Raw genomic sequence first — 17565 nt, forward strand, 5'->3', positions numbered from 1 at the left:
AAGCCACACCCACCGCCCCCGCCAAAGGCTTAAATCTACGACCGAGCCAGCTCCGCCAATTGCGTCATGACCATCGCCGCACCCGCCAGCCGTTTTTCCGGCGTCGGCAGATCGCGGTTCAGGAACAGGCTGTGGTCCGGGCGGATCTTCGCCATCGAGCCCTGCTTGCCGATATAACCGACAAGCGCTGCCGGATTGGGGAATTCCTTGTTGCGGAACTGCACAACCACGCCTTTCGGCCCGGCATCCACCTTCTCGACATTGGCCGTGCGGCAGAGCGACTTGATGTAGACGATCTTGAGGAGATGCTGCACTTCCTTCGGCAGCGGGCCGAAACGGTCGATCATTTCTGCGCCGAAACCGTCGATCTCGCCTATATCCGCAAGCTCGCCGAGACGGCGGTAGAGACCCATGCGCAGATGCAGATCCGGCACGTAGTCTTCCGGGATCATCACCGAGGTGCCGACAGAGATTTGCGGCGACCAGCCGCTGTCGCGCACCTCTTCGTCACCCTTCACTTCGGCCACGGCCTCCTCCAGCATCTGCTGGTAAAGCTCGAAGCCGACTTCCTTGATGTGGCCGGACTGTTCTTCGCCAAGCAGATTGCCAGCGCCGCGAATATCGAGATCGTGGCTGGCAAGCTGGAAACCGGCGCCGAGTGTGTCGAGCGATTGCAGCACTTTCAGCCGCCGCTCCGCCATCGTCGTCAACACCTTGTTGACCGGCAGGGTGAACAGCGCAAAGGCGCGGACTTTGGAACGACCAACACGGCCACGCAGCTGGTAAAGCTGGGCGAGACCGAACATGTCGGCACGATGCACGATCAGCGTATTGGCGGTCGGCACGTCGAGGCCGGATTCGACGATGGTGGTCGAAAGCAGCACATCGTATTTGCCGTCATAGAAGGCGTTCATGATGTCTTCGAGTTCACCCGCCGCCATCTGGCCATGCGCCACCGCCACTTTCAGTTCCGGCACATCCGACTGCAGGAATGCATGGATATCGGCGAGATCGGCAAGGCGGGGGCAGACATAGAAGCTCTGGCCACCGCGATAATGCTCGCGCATCAACGTTTCACGGATTACCAGCGGATCGAAGGGCGAAATGAAGGTGCGAACCGCCATGCGGTCCACTGGCGGCGTGGTGATGAGCGACAGCTCGCGCACGCCGGTCATGGCCAGCTGCAAGGTGCGCGGAATGGGCGTCGCCGACAGCGTCAGCACATGCACGTCGCTTTTCAGCTCCTTCAGCCGCTCCTTGTGCTTCACACCGAAATGCTGCTCCTCATCGATGATCAGCAGGCCGAGATTGGCGAAGCTGATGCCCGCACCGAGCAGCGCATGGGTGCCGACGACAATGTCGGTCTTTCCATCAGCCACTTCTTTCTTGGTGAGCGCAAGCTCCTTCGAACCCACAAGGCGCGAGGCCTGCTGCACCCGGATCGGCAGACCGCGAAACCGTTCGGAAAAGGTACGGAAATGCTGTCGCGCCAGAAGCGTGGTCGGCACCACCACCGCCACCTGAACGCCATTCATGGCGGCAAGGAAAGCGGCGCGCAAGGCCACTTCGGTCTTGCCGAAACCGACATCGCCGCAGATCAGGCGATCCATCGGCCGCCCGGCACCGAGATCGTCGCGAACAGCGTCGATGGCGTTCAGCTGGTCCTCGGTCTCGTCATAGGGGAAACGGGCGGCAAACTCGTCGTAAAGCCCGTCCGGTGCGATAAGCGCCGGCGCGTGGCGCACCAGACGCGCGGCTGCAATGCGGATAAGCTCGTCGGCCATATCGAGCAGGCGCTTCTTGAGCTTGGCCTTGCGCATCTGCCATGCGCCGCCACCGAGCTTGTCGAGCGTGGCTTCCGCGGCATCAGAACCATAACGCGAGAGAAGATCGATGTTTTCGACCGGTAGGAACAGCTTGGCGTCGTCGGCATAATGCAGTTCCAGACAGGCGCGCGGCGCGCCCGCTGCCTCGATGGTCTGCAAACCGACGAAGCGACCGATGCCGTGTTCGGCGTGAACCACGAGCGAGCCTTCGTCCAGCCCCGCCACTTCCGCGATGAAATCCGCGCCGCGCTTGCGGCGCTTGGAACGGCGCACCATGCGGTCGCCAAGAATATCCTGCTCGCCGATGATAGCGAGCGTTCCGGTCTCAAACCCGGCTTCGAGGCTCAGCACCGCAGAAGCCGCCTCACCCTTGCCGAGTTTCTCCACCTCTTTCAGCGATGTCACCGGCTTGATCTTTTCAAGCCCGTGTTCGTTCAAGACCTGCAACAGCCGGTCGAGCGAACCTTCCGACCAGCCGGTGATCAACACCTTCCAGCCCTTGGCCCGGCGCTCGGCAATGTGCTTTACCGCCAGATCGAAAACATTGACCCGCTCTTCGCTGTCGCCTTCCGTCGGTGGACGTGCCCAGCGCGGACCAACATGGGCATCAAGCGTCGCGACCGGGCGACCTTCGCTATCGTGTTCGTTGAAGGGCGTCAGCCGCACCGCATTGACGCTCGCAAGCGCCGCCTCGAAGCTCTTGCCGTCGAGATAGATTTGCCCAGGCGATACCGGCTTGTATGGTGCGCCCTGCGTCGAGCCCTTGGTCTCTCCGGAAGCCCGCCGCGCCTCGTAATAATCGAGGACCAGCTTGGAGCGTTCCTTCGCCGCCTCTCGCGCCGTATGGTCGGTGACGATACGGAAACCGCTGAGATAATCGAAGGCGGTTTCCAGCTCTTCATAAAACAGAGGCAGCCAGTGCTCCATGCCGGCATAACGGCGGCCTTCGGAGACGGCCTGATAAAGCGCATCGTCGCGCGTCGCCGCACCGAATAGCGACAGGTAGTTCTTTCGGAACCGGCCGATCGTATCCGGCGTCAGCGTCACTTCGCTCATCGGATTGAGATCAAGCGAGCGCGCCTGTGCGATGGTGCGCTGGCTGGCCGGATCGAAGGTGCGGATGCTTTCCAGCGTATCGCCGAAGAAATCGAGCCGCACCGGCTCTTCGGTGCCCGGCACGAAGACATCGAGAATGCCGCCGCGCACGGCGAATTCACCCACTTCACGCACCGTCGCCACCCGGTCGAAACCGTTGCGCTCCAGCCGCGCGGCGATGTCCTCCATGCGGATCTGGTTGCCGGGCTTGGCCGAAAAGCCCAGGCTCTCGATAACGTCGCGCGGCGCCATCTTCTGCAGCATGGCGTTGACGGTGACGAGAACGATGGCCGGATGCGGTTTCTTGGCGTGATTGATGAGGCCGGCAAGTGCCGCGAGCCGGCGCGCCGAGGTGTCCGCACTCGGTGACACGCGGTCATAAGGCAGACAATCCCAGGCCGGCAGCGTCAACACCGGAATATCCGGCGCGACAAAACCAAGAATCTGTTCGAGATCGGCGACCCGCTGGCCGTCCGACATCACGTAAGCCACCGATGTTCCCGCCCGCGCCATATCGGCGAGCAGCAGGGCTTCCATGCCGGAGGGCACGTTTCCGATGGTCAGCGGCGTATCGGCCGACGCCACCAGCTTTGCATCGAATCCGGCTATCATGTTTCAGGCCTTCAGGGTTTCGGCTGTGACGAGATCGAAATCGGGACGGTAAGAGGCGATCTTCTCGAACAACGGGGTCTGGAATTTTTCCGGCACCGGCAGGGCACCCGTCACCATCTTGACGAGGTCGTTATCCTCTTCCGCCATGATGATTTCCAGCTCGTCGAGCTGATCGTCGGAAAGCCCGGCAATATTGTCTTCCGCAAATTGCCCGAGCACCAGATCCATCTCGCGAATGCCCCGGTGCCAGCAGCGGTAAAGTATCCGCCTGCGCCTCGGATCGAGGTCGGCGCTCGTGCGCACCAGTCCAGTCATCGCATTCACCTTTCGGTTGGCTATTCAACAGGATGTTGATTGCGCCCTCCTATAGAACAGGAGGCGAACGCTTGGAACCGGTTTTTATCGAAATAATGCCACGGCGGCTAAAATCTGCCGGTGATAAACAGCCTTTGTCGGGCGCCACGTCTTGCATAACGCGTCCCCTTCCCCGATTTTGCTGAGCATGCGTCCCGCCATTCTCGATCCGCTATTTGCTTCCGTCTCCACCCTTTCCGGTGTGGGGCCGAAGCTTGCCGACCTTCTGGCCAAACTGCTGAGCCGGGAAAATGCCGACGACACCCGCGTGATCGATCTTCTGTTCCACGCACCATCAAACGTCATCGACCGGCGCAACCGCCCGGGCATCGCGCTTGCCGCTCCCGGCGCCATTATCACCATCCAGGGACGTGTCGACCGGCATCAGCCAGCTCCACCGGGCAATCGTTCCGCGCCCTACCGTGTTTTCCTGCATGACGAGACCGGGGAACTGGCGCTGACCTTCTTCCGCGCCAAGGGAGACTGGCTTTCCAAGGCCTTGCCCGTCGATGAAGAGGTTCTCGTCAGCGGCAAGGTGGACTGGTTCAACGGCCGCGCCTCCATGGTGCATCCGGATTTCATGGTGAAACTCTCCGAGGCCGAGAACCTGCCGCTGGTCGAAGCCGTTTATCCGATGACAGCCGGGCTGTCTCCGAAGGTGCTGCGGCGGGCAATTGAAGGCGGACTTTCGAAACTGCCGGTCTTTCCCGAATGGATCGACGAAACGCTGAAGACCCGGCAGGGGTTCGGCGACGTGGCATCGAGCTTCCGTGAGTTGCACGACCCACGCGACAGCGCCGATATCGATCCTCAGGCCCCGGCACGCAGACGGCTCGCCTACGACGAATTCTTGGCCGGGCAGCTGTCACTGGCGCTGGTGCGGCAAAGACTGCGCAAGGTCGCGGGCCAGCCGATCCGCGCCAAGGGGGACATTGCTGCAAAAATCCTGTCGCAACTGCCCTTCTCCCTGACGCCGAGCCAGAATGCCTCGGTGAAAGATATCCTGACCGATATGGCCAGCGAGGACCGTATGTTGCGGCTGTTACAGGGCGATGTCGGCGCGGGCAAGACGCTGGTGGCGCTGATGGCTATGGCAACCGCCGTCGAGGCCGGAGGACAGGCGGTGTTGATGGCCCCGACCGAAATTCTTGCCCGGCAGCATTTCGCCACCATCTCCAAACTCGCCAATGCCGCGGGCATTACGGTTGAGGTGCTGACCGGCCGCACCAAGGGCAAGGAGCGTCGCGAGATCGAAGAACGCGTGGCCTCCGGTGAGGCACAGATCGTCATCGGCACCCACGCGCTGTTCCAGGACAGCGTGAGTTACAAGAACCTCGTGCTGGCCGTGGTGGATGAGCAGCACCGTTTCGGCGTACACCAGCGCCTGCGTCTCACCGCCAAGGGCATCACGCCGCATATGCTTGTTATGACCGCCACGCCCATTCCGCGCACGCTGGTGCTGGCCGCCTTCGGCGACATGGATGTATCAAAACTCACCGAAAAACCGGCTGGCCGAAAACCCATCCAGACCGTGACAATCCCCACAGAGCGCATCGGCGACATCGTCGAGCGGCTGCGCGCCGCGCTGAAGGAGGGCAAGAAGGCCTACTGGATCTGCCCGCTGGTGGAGGAGACGGAAGAGTCCGACCTGATGTCGGCGGAAGAACGACATGCGGTTCTCTCGCAGATGCTCGGTGCCAATATCGGTCTCATCCATGGGCGCATGAGCGGCCCTGAGAAGGACGCCGCCATGCTGGCTTTCAAGAACGGCGAAACCCGGCTGCTGGTGGCAACGACAGTGGTGGAAGTGGGTGTCGACGTTCCGGACGCCACGATCATGGTCATCGAACATGCCGAACGTTTCGGCCTGGCCCAGCTTCACCAGCTGCGTGGCCGGGTTGGACGCGGTGACGAGGCCTCCACCTGCATCCTGCTCTACAAGGGGCCGCTCAGCGAAAACGGCCGCGCCCGACTTTCCATCCTGCGCGACAGCGAGGACGGCTTCCTGATTGCCGAAGAGGATTTGAAGCTGCGCGGCGAAGGCGAACTCCTCGGCACCCGCCAGTCCGGCACCCCGGGCTTCCGCATCGCCAGCCTCGAAGCCCATGCCGACCTCCTGGAAATCGCCCGCAAGGACGCCGCCTATGTCATCGAGCGCGACCCCGAACTGACCGGCCCGCGCGGCGAAAGCCTGCGCACCCTGCTCTATCTGCACCGCCGCGACGAAGCTATCCGCTTCCTGCACGCCGGCTGAAAGTGAACCGCCATGAACATGATCGACCCACGCCGCCCACCGCCCGCCTTCAGAAAGGGCTACGCGCTCTGCTCGCCGCAAAACATCCTGCAACCCGACACCTTCGCCAAAAGCCAGAAGAAAGCGATCGGCAAGGCCTTCAAAAAGCCCGGCCGCAAGAAGGCATGGACCGAGGCACTGGAACAGGGCTGGAGCGTGCGGCTGGTCTACATGCGGCTTTTCGTCCCCGTGTTCCATGCGACCACGACGGGAACAGAGGTGGATGATCTCGATGACGAGGATTGATTTGGTCCATTCAATAGACTAATCTGAAGCGAGATTTAACGCTTAAGGTTAGCCATGCAGATATCCGTAACTGATGCAAAAGGCCAACTGACAGAATTGGTACGACGCGCCGAGGCCGGGGACGAAATCATTCTCACCCGGCATGGTCATGCAGCAGTGCGGCTGGTTCCAGTGGTTGTTGTGGCGGATAAAAAATCCCGCAGGGCCGTGCTTGATAAAGTGCGCGCGGCCGTCGCGACCAAGAGCGACGATGGCCCGGATGCCGCGCATAGTCAGGATTTCCTTTATGACGAGCACGGCCTTCCAAAATGATGGTCATCGATACATCTGCTCTGCTTGCAATCCTGCTTGATGAACCCACAGCAGATGCATGTGCCATGGCTCTCGATACGGATGAACCATTGCTGATATCCGCCGGTACGCTTGCCGAAGCTGTTATCGTAGCGCAAAGACGTGGCCGCAGCCGGGAACTCGAGATGCTGATCGAAGGGCTGAGCGTCGAAATCAAACCCGTTACTGCTAAATCAATCCGTGGCATTTCGGAAGCCTATCGCATCTGGGGAAAGGGTATCCACCCCGCCGGGCTGAATTTCGGAGACTGCTTTGCCTATGAACTGGCAAAAGCTGAAGGCTGCCCTTTGCTTTATGTCGGCAACGACTTTTCGCAAACAGATATCAGCGGCCTCCTGTGACGCTCAAACCGGCGCAATCATTTTCGGCGGCGTGAAATCCGGAGCCACCAGTCCACCTGAAATCAGCAGTTTCGCCGCGTCTTCCGGTGTCATGTCCAGCATCACGATCTTGTCCTTCGGCACGAACAGCAGGAAACCCGCCGTCGGCACCGGAGTCGGTGGCAGGAAGACGGCAACCATCTCCTGGCCCATCTCGTTGAAGCGATGGGCAAGCTCTCCCTTGACCTCCGAGGATACGAATACCATCGCCCAGGTGCCGGGTGACGGAAACTCGATCAGGCCGACCTTCTTGAAAGAGTTCGAATGCTCTTTCAGGACGGATTCGAACAGCTGCTTGATGCTCTTGTAGATCGGTCGCACCAGCGGCATGCGGTTGAGAACGGATTCGCCGACGCCGACGATCCATTTGCCAATGAGGTTGTTGCCGAGAAAGCCGATGAGCGTGATGCCGATGACGGCGATCAGCAGGCCGAAGCCGGGGATCGCCACATCGAAATATTGCTCGGGATCGTAACGGGCGGGAATATAGGGCTTAACCCAGCTATCCGCCCATTGCAGGAAGCTCCATACCAGCCACATGGTGATGGTGACAGGCGCAAGGATGAGGACGCCCGTGAGGAAGCTGTTGCGCAGACGGGCTGCGAATGAAATTTTGACTGGAATATCGGTCATTTACCGTTCGGAATTAAGCGTTGTCGCTATCGAAACCCGGATGAAAACCGACAATGCCGGATGGAGTTCCGCCATGCAAGCGAAGAACTGTGAAATATTCGTCAGGAATCCCCTTGCCGCTCACGCCCTCAACATGGCGAAAACCGAAGCGGCCGTAATAGTCCGGATCGCCAGCGACAACTGCGCCAGAAGCACTCAGACGGTCCAGCGCGGCAAGCCCTTCCCGAACCAGCCCTGAGCCGACACCCTGCCTTTGCCGGTCCGGCGCCACCGCTAAGGGCGCAAGACAGAACCAGCCGGTCTCGCCTCCCGACAGTGTTACCGGTGAAAAACCGATATGGCCGATGATGCCTTCGCTGTCCTCGGCAACCAGAGAAACAGTCAGCGCACCGGCCTTGCGAAGCCGTTCGACGATCACATGTTCCGTCTTGTCGCTGTAGTCGACGTTACGGAAGGCATATTCCGTAACGCGAGCAATCGCCTCTTCATCACCTTGCCGCTCCGGCCGGATGATCATTCCACCGTCACCGATTTCGCCAGATTGCGTGGCTGGTCCACATCCGTGCCCATGAAGACGGCGGTGTGATAGGCCAGCAGCTGGATCGGCAGCGAGAAGACCATCGGCGCGATCAGCTCGTCGACATTGGGCAGCGTGATCGTCGCCATGGTGTCGAGCTTGGACGCAGCGGCGCCCTTCTCGTCGGTGATGAAGATGATGCGGCCGCCGCGCGCGGCCACTTCCTGCATGTTCGAAACGGTCTTTTCAAAGAAGCGGTCATGCGGCGCAATGACGATGACAGGCATGTTCTCGTCGATCAGTGCGATTGGCCCATGCTTCAGCTCGCCGGCTGCATATCCTTCGGCGTGGATATAGGAAATTTCCTTGAGCTTCAGTGCGCCTTCCAGCGCCAGCGGGAAGCTGGTGCCGCGGCCGAGATAAAGTACATCCTTGAAGCGCGACAGATCGCGCGACAGCGCCTCGATCTGCGGCTGGATGAGGTTCAGCACCTTGCTCATGATGCGCGGCATCTCGATAAGCTGCTGCACCAGCTCCTTTTCCTCGCCCGGCTTAAGCGTACCGCGCGCCTTGCCCGCGGCAACCGCGAGCGAAGCGAGCACGGCAAGCTGGCAGGTGAAGGCCTTGGTGGAGGCCACGCCGATTTCCGGGCCGGCGAGGATCGGAAAGATCGCATCCGATTCGCGCGCCATCGTCGATTCACGTGTATTGACCACCGCGCCGATCTTCAGTCCCTCTTGCTGGCAGTAACGCAAGGCCGCCAGCGTATCGGCGGTTTCGCCCGATTGCGAAATGAACAGCGCGGCCTGCGTGGGAACGAGCGGGATCTCACGGTAACGGAATTCCGATGCGACATCGATTTCCACCGGCAGGCGCGCGTAACGTTCGAACCAGTATTTGCCAATGAGGCCGGAAAGATAGGCCGTGCCGCAGGCAGAAATGGCAAGGCCGGAAAGCCTGGCGAAATCGATTGCCGTGTCGGCATCCTTCACGGTTTTGGAGGCGAAATCCACATAGTGGCTAAGCGCATGGGAAATGACTTCCGGCTGCTCGTAGATTTCCTTTTCCATGAAATGGCGGTGGTTGCCCTTGTCGACCACGAAAGCCGTCGCCTGCGAAATCTGGCGCTCGCGTTTCACCGGCTTGCCGGAGAAATCGATGATTTCCGCACCGTCACGGGTCACGATGGCGCAGTCGCCATCCACCAGATAGGTGATCTCATTGGTGAAAGGCGAAAGCGCGATTGCGTCGGACCCCAGGAACATCTCGCCCCTGCCGTAACCGACGGCAAGCGGCGGGCCGGAGCGCGCCGAAAGCAGCGTATGGGGATCGTCCTGAAACATCACCACCAACGCATAGGCACCGGTCACGTGGTTCAGCATCTTCAGCATCGCCTCGCGATGGCCAAGCCCTTCGCGGGTGTATTTTGCCAGAAGCTGCGCCACCACTTCGGTGTCGGTCTGGGTGGTGAAGGTTGCACCCTCGGCGCTCAGTTCCTCGCGCAATTCGGAGAAGTTTTCGATGATGCCGTTATGAACGACGGCAACGCCTTCGACGAAATGCGGGTGGGCGTTGGTTTCGTTCGGCACGCCGTGCGTCGCCCAGCGTGTATGCGCGATGCCGACGACACCTGGCAGCGGCTTTTCAGAGACCAGCTTTTCCAGATTGAACAGCTTGCCTTCCGCCCGGCGACGGTCCATCGCGCCATTGTCGATGGTGGCGACACCCGCCGAATCGTAACCGCGATATTCGAGGCGCTTCAGCGCATCGACAAGCCGTTCAGCAACGGGCTGTGTTCCGACAATTCCGACAATTCCGCACATATATTTCTCCAGACGGCGATCTCTTCACCGAAACTTCCAGAGTATTTCCGCCTTCCCTGAATGCGAAAATACACCACCTTTTTGTTCTGACGCATTTCCGGACGTAAAACCGCTGCGCACCTTTACTGGAAATGCTTTAACCGTTTCTCTGAAATCGGCAATTATCCCGCCGGTCACTTTCAGTATCGCTCGGTAACGTCATCTAAGAGGATTTTTTCTTCGCTTCCTTCAGCGCTTTCGCCCGCTCGCGCAAGGCGACCGCCCTGCCCGGTTTCACCTCTTGGCGCGCGCGCCCGAAAGCCAGCGCATCAGCAGGCACGTCATCGGTAATCACGCTGCCGGAGGCGATATAGGCCCGCTCTCCAATGGAGACGGGAGCAACCAGAGACGAATTCGAGCCGATGAAGCTGTTGGCTCCGATCCGCGTTTCGGACTTGTTGTAACCGTCATAATTGCAGGTGATGGCACCCGCGCCGATATTGCTGCCTGCACCCACGAAAGCATCGCCGATATAGGTCAAATGGTTGACCTTTGCGCCCTCGCCGATCTCGGCCTTCTTGACCTCACAGAAATTGCCGACCTTGGCGTTGGCGTGCAGGTTTGCACCCGGACGCAACCGCGCAAAGGGACCGACAACCGCACCCTCGGCCAGATAGGCCCCTTCCAGATGCGAAAATGCATGAATGATCGCACCCGGCTCGATCGTCACGCCGGGACCGAAAACGACGTTGGGCTCGATCAGGACATCCTGACCGATCTTCGTATCGAAGGAAAGGAATACTGTCTCAGGCGCGATCATCGAAACGCCGTCGACCATCAATTCGTGACGGCGGCGCTCCTGCCAGAGCCTCTCGATGAAGGCGAGTTCGGCGCGGTTGTTGCAGCCGGTCAATTCCTTTTCCGGTGCATCGATGGCAATGGCGCGGCGGCCGAGAGAACGGGCGATCTCGACGATGTCAGTCAGATAATATTCGCCCTTCACATTGCTGTTGCCGATCCGATCCAGCAGATCCAGCGCATTGCGGCCGTTGATGGCCATCAATCCGCTGTTGCACCAGGTGACCTTGCGCTCCTCGTCGGTGGCGTCCTTTTCCTCTCGGATCGCGACCAGCTCGCCATTCTCGACCAGAAGCCGCCCGTAACCCGTGGGGCGGTCGGTATGGAACCCGATAACGGCGACATCGGCACCGTCGGCAATCGCCTCGCGCGCCCTGTCGAGCGTGGCTGAGGTGATGAGCGGCACATCGCCATAAGCGACGATGACATCGTCAAAACCGCGTTCGATCGCCTCGCGTGCGGCAAGAACCGCATGCCCGGTGCCCTTGCGTTCCTTTTGCAGGAAAGCCTCGACCTGCAGGCCCTTGAGACTTGCCGCAGCAGCGACATTGTCGGCATCGCGCCCGACCACCAGCGCCACCGCGCCGACGCCCGCTCCAGCAACAGCCTCCACCACATGCCCGATCATCGGGCGTCCAGCGACCGGATGAAGCACCTTGGACTTCGAAGACTTCATGCGCGTGCTGTCGCCCGCTGCGAGAATAACGGCTAGAGAGCTGCGCTCCATAAGACCTCCAACACCCCGTCACCGGCCACAGGCGGCCCGGACAGGGGCAATGTTTGACTTTACGCCGGCCAGCATTGCGGACGGGCGTATGGGTGATTTCTTTCCGGCACTGCTATAACGGCGCCCCACTTAAGAAACCATGCAAATCTCCACCAAATTTCCACGCCGATTTTCATCAAACGTGATCAGCGGCAGGCTGGCATGATCTATGGGCGGGAGTTACGGGCCGTGAATTCAAGTATCTGCTGACGGCCGTTTTCAATCAGCCTTTCCATCTCGCGCCGGGCTGCCCCCTCATCGCGCAGGCGAAACGCTTCGACGAGTCGCAGGTGAGAGGCAGACACGTCGGAAATCTCGTTGGGATCGGCTTCCGGGTTGCTCATCCGGAAAATGCCCGCCAGCGCCGCCTTTATCAGCGAACCGACGGTGCGCATGAACGGGTTGCCGGACATTTCGGTGATGAGAACGTGGAAATTCATATCCGCAAGCGCGCGCTTTTCCTTGGAATAAGCCGTGTTGCCCATCTCGTTGGCGTAAGCGACAAGCCTTGCGATATCGGCGTCTTTTGCCCTGGCGGCAGCAAGACCCGCGCCATAGGGTTCGAACGCCTGGCGGATATCGTAGAGATGCAGCAGGAATTCCTTGCTGACACCAGCCTCGAAGTGCCAGAGCAGCACCTCGCTGTCGAACATGTTCCAGCTTTCGCGCTCCGTCACACGGGTACCGATGCGCGCCTTGGGGGAGATCATGCCCTTGGCGGTCAGCGTCTTCATCGCCTCGCGAAGCACCGTTCGAGAGACTTTCAGCCGCTCCATCAGCTCGGCATCGCCCGGCAGGATGTCACCCGTCTTGAAAACTCCGGACACGATATCGAGACCGAGCTTGTGAACGACCTGAGCATGATTTGTCCGCAACTTTCGAAAACCGATCGCCGCATCGAGCATTCCGCGCTGCAAATTCCATGTCCTTCCGTTCGGTTGAAGATGTAAAAATCGCGCCTGACTTGTGTAATCTAGGAAAGCAGCCCGATTTTCAACGCAGAATACAGTGAAAAACATCAACGCGCGTGAAAAGCAAAGCCAAACTTCGTTCGAACAATAAAACACATCAAAATAACAAAGACCGCGCATGAATTGCATGCGCGGTCCCGTTAGCAGCTAGTACCTGCATGTCACATTATTGCGGCAGCTTGTCGTCCACGCCGGCAACGTAGAAGTTGAGGCCGAGCAGAACGCCGTCTTCAGCCTTCTCACCCGCCTTCAGCCATTCCGAACCGTCCTGCTTCTTCACCGGACCAGTAAAGGGGTGCAACTCGCCCGACTTGATCTTGGCTTCGGTTTCCTCAGCCATCTTCTTCACGTCATCAGGCATGTTGGTGTAAGGCGCCATGGTCAGGATGCCGTCCTTCAGGCCGTCCCAGATGGATTCGGACTTCCACGTGCCGTCAAGCAGGGCCTGCGTGCGCTTGATGTAATAAGCGCCCCAGGTGTCCTTGATCGCGGTCAGCTGTGTCTCCGGACCGGCCTTGATCATATCGGAAGCCTGACCGAAGGCCTTGATGCCGCGCTCGGCTGCAACCTGCATCGGAGCCGTCGTGTCGGTGTGCTGCGTCAGGATATCGACGCCCTGGTCGATAAGCGCCTTGGCAGCATCGGCTTCCTTGCCGGGGTCGAACCAGGTGTTGGCCCAGACAACCTTGACCTTGAACTCAGGATTGACGGACTGCGCGCCCAGAACGAAAGCGTCGATGCCCATCACCACTTCCGGGATCGGGAAGGAAGCGATGTAGCCGGCAACACCCTTCTTCGACATCTTTGCGGCGATCTGGCCCTGAATGTAGCGGCCTTCATAGAAACGCGAATTGTAGGTCGCGACGTTTTCGGCGGTCTTGAAGCCGGTGGCGTGCTCGAACTTCACCTTGGGGAACTTCTGGGCAACCTTAACGGTCGCATCCATAAAGCCGAAGGAAGTGGTGAAGACCAGCTCACAGCCGGAACGTGCCATGCGCTCGATGGCGCGTTCGGCATCCGGGCCTTCCGGAACGCTTTCGAGGAACGGCGTTTCGATCTTGTCGCCGAAATGCTTCTGCAGCTCTTCGCGACCGATTTCATGCGCCTGCGTCCAGCCGCCATCGGTGCGGCTGCCGACATAGATGAAGCAGACCTTCTTTGCGTCGGCGGCCTCAGCCGAAGAAACGACGCCTCCAAGAGCCGCTATGGAAGCAGCAAGTGCGATGACCAGTTTTTTCATTTTTACCCCTGTTTGGTTTGGAGACTGGAAGTTTTTCTCACCGGTCCGGCACGAAGGATTTGCCCAGTGATGCCGGCGTGTTGATCAAGGTCGTGCGGCGATTATGCGAGATGATGACCAGCACGACAATAGTTGCGATATAGGGCAGCGCCGAAAGCAGTTGCGACGGCACGCCAATGCCGAATGCCTGGGCGTGCAACTGCCCGATGGTGACAGCGCCGAACAGATAACCGCCCGCGAGCACCCGCCATGGACGCCAGGACGCGAAGACGACAAGCGCCAGTGCGATCCAGCCACGCCCGGCCGACATGTTTTCCACCCATTGCGGCGTATAGACCAGCGAAAGCTGCGCGCCGGCAAGCCCCGCGCACGCACCGCCGAACATGACAGCCAGATAGCGTGTGCGGATGACGTTGATGCCAAGCGCATGGGCAGAACCGTGATTGTCGCCGATGGCGCGGATCTTGAGACCCGTGCGGCTCTTGAACAAAAACCAGCTTATGCCGGCAACGAGCGCGATGGACATGTAGAAGATCAGGTCTTGCCGGAACAGCAAGGGGCCGATGAAGGGTATCTCCGACAGCACCGGAAAGACGATGGGCTGCAGCTTGACGCCCGGCAGGCCAACGAAGCTTTCGCCCAGCATGCCGGAAACGCCAAGACCGAGAATGGTCAGCGCAAGGCCGGTCGCCACCTGGTTGGTAACGAGCGTCAAAGTCAGGAAACCGAAGAGCAGCGAGAAAACCGCGCCCGACGCGATACCGGCCAGAATGCCGAGATAGGGCGAACCGGTCATATGCGCGGCAGCGAAAGCGCAGACCGCACCCATGATCATCATGCCCTCGACGCCGAGATTGAGGACGCCGGAGCGTTCCGCCACCAGCTCGCCCGAGGCGGCAAGGACGAGCGGTGTGGCGGCAGTGATGACCGTGAGAAGGATGGCCTGAAGCATATCCATCATGCCGCTCCTTGGCTGTTATGCGCCTTGCCGGTGAAGACGACCCTGATGCGGTAAAAGATCAGCGTATCGCAGGAGAGTACGAAGAACAGCATCAACCCCTGAAACACACGCGTCACCTTGTCAGACACACCGATGGAAAGCTGCGCCGCCTCACCACCAAGATAGGTCAGTGCAAGCACCAGCCCGGAGAGGATGATACCGAGCGGATTGAGGCGGCCGAGAAAGGCGACGATGATGGCGGTGAAGCCGTAACCCGGAGAAATGCTGGGTTGAAGATGGCCGATGGAGCCGGAGGCTTCCGAAATGCCCGCAAGCCCGGCAAGCGCGCCGGAAAGCAGCATCGAAAACCAGACCATGCGGCTCGATGAGAAACCGGCAAAACGCCCTGCCCGCGCCGATTGGCCAAGAACCGTGACCTCGAAGCCTTTCAGCATGTAACGCATCATGAACCACAGCGCGATGGCCGCCACGATGGCAAACACGAAACCCCAATGCGCCCGGCCCGATGCCAGCATTTCCGGCAGCACTGCGCTCTCGTTGAAGGGTTTCGTCTGCGGGAAGTTATAGCCGCCCGGATCGCGCCAGATGCCGCGCGTCAGCCAGTCGAGAAAAAGCTGCGCGACATAGACCAGCATCAGGCTGACGAGGATTTCGTTGGTGTTGAACTTCGTCTTCAACAGCGCCGGAATACCGGCATAGAGTGCGCCACCGATGGCGCCCATAACCAGCATCAACGGCAGGATGAGTGGCGAATGCCAATCCGGATAAAGCACCGGCAGGATAGAACCGGTGATCGCGCCGATGGTGAATTGTCCTTCCGCGCCGATGTTCCAGTTGTTGGAGCGATAACAGATAGACAGGCCAACCGCGATCAGGATCAGCGGTGCGGCCTTGATCGCCAGCTCATGCAGCGACCAGACCTCCAGCAGTGGCTCGATGAAAAAGGCGTAAAGCGCATCAAGCGGATTTTTACCGAGTATGGCGAACATGATGGCGCCGACGAGCAGCGTCAGCACCAGTGCCAGAAGCGGCGAGAGAAGGGTAAATAGCTTCGAGATCCCTGCCCGTTTTTCAAGCTCAATGCGCATGCTGGGCGGCTCCTGACTGTGTGTGGACGCCGCCCATCAGCAGGCCGATCTTTTCAAGCGTCATGTCTTCCACCGGATAGGCCTGCGAAAGCTGCCCATCGGAAATGACCGCGATATTGGTGGCGACCTCGAAGATTTCATCTAGGTCCTGGCTGATGACGATGACGGCAGAGCCGGCTTTGGCGAGATCGACAAGCGCCTGCCGGATACGGCTCGCCGCCCCCGCATCCACACCCCATGTCGGCTGGTTGACAACAAGCACGGCCGGTTGACGATCGAGTTCGCGCCCGACGATGAATTTTTGCAGATTGCCGCCCGACAGCGATCCCGCCAGCGGATCGGCCCCGCTTTTGCGCACATCCATGGTTTCCGATATGCGCCGCGCCGCCGCCTTGATAGCTGAGCCCCTGACGATGCGCAGGAAACCGCCCGTCAGAAATGCCTTGCGGTCGGAGCGCGCCCGCGCCAGCAGAAGATTGTCGGAAAGGCTCATGCCGGGAACGGCGGCATGGCCGTGGCGCTCCTCGGGTACGAAACCGGCGCCCATCAGCCGCCGGCCATTGATGCCGATGCGACCGACCGGCTTGCCGCGGAGATGGATCGCATCATTATTATAGACGGGATATTCGCCCGAAAGCGCATCGAACAACTCGCCCTGCCCGTTTCCGGCAACCCCGGCAATCGCCAGCACTTCGCCGGCGCGCACAGTCATGGAAACCGCTTTCAACGCCACGGCAAAGGGCGTGCGTGGCGCAACGGAAAGCCCCATGACTTCGATCTGCGGTTGACCGAGGGCATCGCCCGTCGGTCGCGAAACGCTTGCGACATCGCTACCCACCATCATGCGCGCCAGAGATGCCGGTGTTTCCTTGCGCGGATCGCAGGCGCCCGTAACCTTGCCATGGCGCAGAACGGTGGCGCGGTCGCAGATACGCTGCACCTCTTCCAGCCGGTGGCTGATATAAAGCACCGAACGGCCTTCGGCCTTCAGCTTCGCCAGCGTCTCGAACAGCTTGTCCGCCTCCTGCGGCGTCAAAACCGAGGTCGGCTCGTCGAGAATGATAAGGCGCGGGTTCTGCAACAGGGCGCGCACGATCTCGATACGCTGGCGCTCGCCAACCGAAAGATCGGCCACATGCGCATTGGGATCGAGCGGCAGGCCATAGGCACGCGAAAGCTGTTCCGCTTCCTTGGCGATTTCCTTCAATGAAATTTTCGGGTCCAGCGACAGGGCGATGTTTTCAGCAACCGTCAACGCCTCAAACAGGGAGAAATGCTGGAAGACCATGCCGATGCCGAGCCTGCGGGCCTCGCTTGGCGAACCTATGGAAACCGGCTGACCCTGCCAGACGATATCACCCTCGCTCGGCGAGAGCACGCCGAACAGCATCTTGACGAGCGTGGACTTGCCCGCGCCGTTTTCACCCAGAAGCGCGTGGATTTCGCCCGGCGCTATATCGAGGTCGATGCCGTTGCATGCGGCGAAATTGCCGAACAGCTTGGTCAGCTTGCGAACGGACAGGAGAGGCACGGCCTCCGGCGCCATAGTTCCAGTCACGAATTCCCTCTCTA

Annotated in this window: 15 protein-coding genes; 4 read left to right on the plus strand and 11 right to left on the minus strand. The window is 60.1% G+C overall.

Translation table 11 applies throughout. The features are described from left to right. Positions 1–35 precede the first annotated feature (35 nt). Both mfd and ASD46_RS19970 read right to left on the minus strand, forming a co-directional pair. Complete coding sequence (gene mfd, locus ASD46_RS19965) at positions 36–3533, minus strand: transcription-repair coupling factor (protein WP_019566117.1); 3498 nt, start codon at positions 3531–3533, stop codon at positions 36–38. A 3-nt stretch (positions 3534–3536) separates the two neighbouring features. Further along, positions 3537–3848, minus strand: coding sequence for a succinate dehydrogenase assembly factor 2 (locus tag ASD46_RS19970; RefSeq protein ID WP_003515739.1), 312 nt, complete (start codon positions 3846–3848; stop codon positions 3537–3539). A gap of 187 nt (positions 3849–4035) precedes the next feature. On the opposite strand from ASD46_RS19970, the gene recG reads away from it, so the two are divergent. From recG to ASD46_RS19990, 4 genes are read left to right on the plus strand one after another with little or no spacing between them, the layout of a single operon-like run. Next, complete coding sequence (recG, locus tag ASD46_RS19975) at positions 4036–6141, plus strand: ATP-dependent DNA helicase RecG (RefSeq protein ID WP_025593701.1); 2106 nt, start codon at positions 4036–4038, stop codon at positions 6139–6141. A gap of 12 nt (positions 6142–6153) precedes the next feature. Further along, positions 6154–6426, plus strand: a complete 273-nt coding sequence (locus ASD46_RS19980; RefSeq protein WP_003515743.1) for a hypothetical protein — start codon at positions 6154–6156, stop codon at positions 6424–6426. A 54-nt stretch (positions 6427–6480) separates the two neighbouring features. Then, complete coding sequence (locus tag ASD46_RS19985) at positions 6481–6738, plus strand: type II toxin-antitoxin system Phd/YefM family antitoxin (RefSeq protein ID WP_003515745.1); 258 nt, start codon at positions 6481–6483, stop codon at positions 6736–6738. Then, positions 6735–7118, plus strand: a complete 384-nt coding sequence (locus ASD46_RS19990; protein ID WP_035198363.1) for a type II toxin-antitoxin system VapC family toxin — start codon at positions 6735–6737, stop codon at positions 7116–7118. The genes ASD46_RS19985 and ASD46_RS19990 overlap by 4 nt, the downstream gene beginning before the upstream one ends. 3 nt (positions 7119–7121) lie before the next feature. Here ASD46_RS19990 and ASD46_RS19995 read toward each other — a convergent pair whose 3' ends face one another. The 9 genes from ASD46_RS19995 to ASD46_RS20035 all read right to left on the minus strand — a co-directional run bounded on the left by ASD46_RS19995 (position 7122) and on the right by ASD46_RS20035 (position 17539). Continuing rightward, positions 7122–7790 (minus strand): DUF502 domain-containing protein, encoded by a 669-nt coding sequence (locus ASD46_RS19995; protein WP_003515749.1) that lies wholly within the window; start codon positions 7788–7790, stop codon positions 7122–7124. Positions 7791–7803: 13 nt separating this feature from the next. Beyond that, positions 7804–8307: a GNAT family N-acetyltransferase gene (locus ASD46_RS20000; RefSeq protein ID WP_025593706.1), complete on the minus strand. Its 504-nt coding sequence runs from the start codon at positions 8305–8307 to the stop codon at positions 7804–7806. Next, positions 8304–10130, minus strand: a complete 1827-nt coding sequence (gene glmS, locus ASD46_RS20005) for a glutamine--fructose-6-phosphate transaminase (isomerizing) (RefSeq protein ID WP_025593708.1) — start codon at positions 10128–10130, stop codon at positions 8304–8306. Before glmS ends, ASD46_RS20000 begins: the two co-directional genes overlap by 4 nt. A 202-nt stretch (positions 10131–10332) precedes the next feature. Further along, positions 10333–11694, minus strand: coding sequence for a bifunctional UDP-N-acetylglucosamine diphosphorylase/glucosamine-1-phosphate N-acetyltransferase GlmU (gene glmU / locus ASD46_RS20010; protein WP_003515755.1), 1362 nt, complete (start codon positions 11692–11694; stop codon positions 10333–10335). Positions 11695–11900: 206 nt separating this feature from the next. Further along, on the minus strand, positions 11901–12638 hold the full coding sequence (locus ASD46_RS20015; protein ID WP_025593710.1) for a FadR/GntR family transcriptional regulator: 738 nt from the start codon (positions 12636–12638) through the stop codon (positions 11901–11903). Between the two features lie 232 nt (positions 12639–12870). Further along, a complete protein-coding gene (locus ASD46_RS20020; protein WP_003515759.1) occupies positions 12871–13944 on the minus strand; it encodes a BMP family ABC transporter substrate-binding protein in 1074 nt (357 codons plus the stop codon). Positions 13945–13981: 37 nt separating this feature from the next. Further along, positions 13982–14902 (minus strand): ABC transporter permease, encoded by a 921-nt coding sequence (locus tag ASD46_RS20025; protein ID WP_019566110.1) that lies wholly within the window; start codon positions 14900–14902, stop codon positions 13982–13984. Beyond that, positions 14902–15993 carry an ABC transporter permease gene (locus tag ASD46_RS20030; protein WP_013636336.1) on the minus strand — a complete coding sequence of 364 codons (1092 nt, stop codon included), beginning with the start codon at positions 15991–15993 and terminating at the stop codon, positions 14902–14904. Before ASD46_RS20030 ends, ASD46_RS20025 begins: the two co-directional genes overlap by 1 nt. Then, complete coding sequence (locus ASD46_RS20035; RefSeq protein WP_003515765.1) at positions 15983–17539, minus strand: ABC transporter ATP-binding protein; 1557 nt, start codon at positions 17537–17539, stop codon at positions 15983–15985. The genes ASD46_RS20030 and ASD46_RS20035 overlap by 11 nt, the downstream gene beginning before the upstream one ends. Positions 17540–17565 lie beyond the last annotated feature (26 nt).

This window comes from Rhizobium sp. Root491 (assembly GCF_001427205.1).
GTDB lineage: Bacteria > Pseudomonadota > Alphaproteobacteria > Rhizobiales > Rhizobiaceae > Agrobacterium > Agrobacterium tumefaciens.

Bases quoted from the DNA above. Each gene is read 5' to 3' on its own strand.
- mfd (WP_019566117.1), bottom strand. From the start codon at position 3,533: ATGATAGCCGGATTCGATGCAAAGCTGGTGGCGTCGGCCGATACGCCG.
- ASD46_RS19970 (WP_003515739.1), bottom strand. From the start codon at position 3,848: ATGACTGGACTGGTGCGCACGAGCGCCGACCTCGATCCGAGGCGCAGG.
- recG (WP_025593701.1), top strand. From the start codon at position 4,036: ATGCGTCCCGCCATTCTCGATCCGCTATTTGCTTCCGTCTCCACCCTT.
- ASD46_RS19980 (WP_003515743.1), top strand. From the start codon at position 6,154: ATGAACATGATCGACCCACGCCGCCCACCGCCCGCCTTCAGAAAGGGC.
- ASD46_RS19985 (WP_003515745.1), top strand. From the start codon at position 6,481: ATGCAGATATCCGTAACTGATGCAAAAGGCCAACTGACAGAATTGGTA.
- ASD46_RS19990 (WP_035198363.1), top strand. From the start codon at position 6,735: ATGATGGTCATCGATACATCTGCTCTGCTTGCAATCCTGCTTGATGAA.
- ASD46_RS19995 (WP_003515749.1), bottom strand. From the start codon at position 7,790: ATGACCGATATTCCAGTCAAAATTTCATTCGCAGCCCGTCTGCGCAAC.
- ASD46_RS20000 (WP_025593706.1), bottom strand. From the start codon at position 8,307: ATGATCATCCGGCCGGAGCGGCAAGGTGATGAAGAGGCGATTGCTCGC.
- glmS (WP_025593708.1), bottom strand. From the start codon at position 10,130: ATGTGCGGAATTGTCGGAATTGTCGGAACACAGCCCGTTGCTGAACGG.
- glmU (WP_003515755.1), bottom strand. From the start codon at position 11,694: ATGGAGCGCAGCTCTCTAGCCGTTATTCTCGCAGCGGGCGACAGCACG.
- ASD46_RS20015 (WP_025593710.1), bottom strand. From the start codon at position 12,638: ATGCTCGATGCGGCGATCGGTTTTCGAAAGTTGCGGACAAATCATGCT.
- ASD46_RS20020 (WP_003515759.1), bottom strand. From the start codon at position 13,944: ATGAAAAAACTGGTCATCGCACTTGCTGCTTCCATAGCGGCTCTTGGA.
- ASD46_RS20025 (WP_019566110.1), bottom strand. From the start codon at position 14,902: ATGGATATGCTTCAGGCCATCCTTCTCACGGTCATCACTGCCGCCACA.
- ASD46_RS20030 (WP_013636336.1), bottom strand. From the start codon at position 15,993: ATGCGCATTGAGCTTGAAAAACGGGCAGGGATCTCGAAGCTATTTACC.
- ASD46_RS20035 (WP_003515765.1), bottom strand. From the start codon at position 17,539: ATGGCGCCGGAGGCCGTGCCTCTCCTGTCCGTTCGCAAGCTGACCAAG.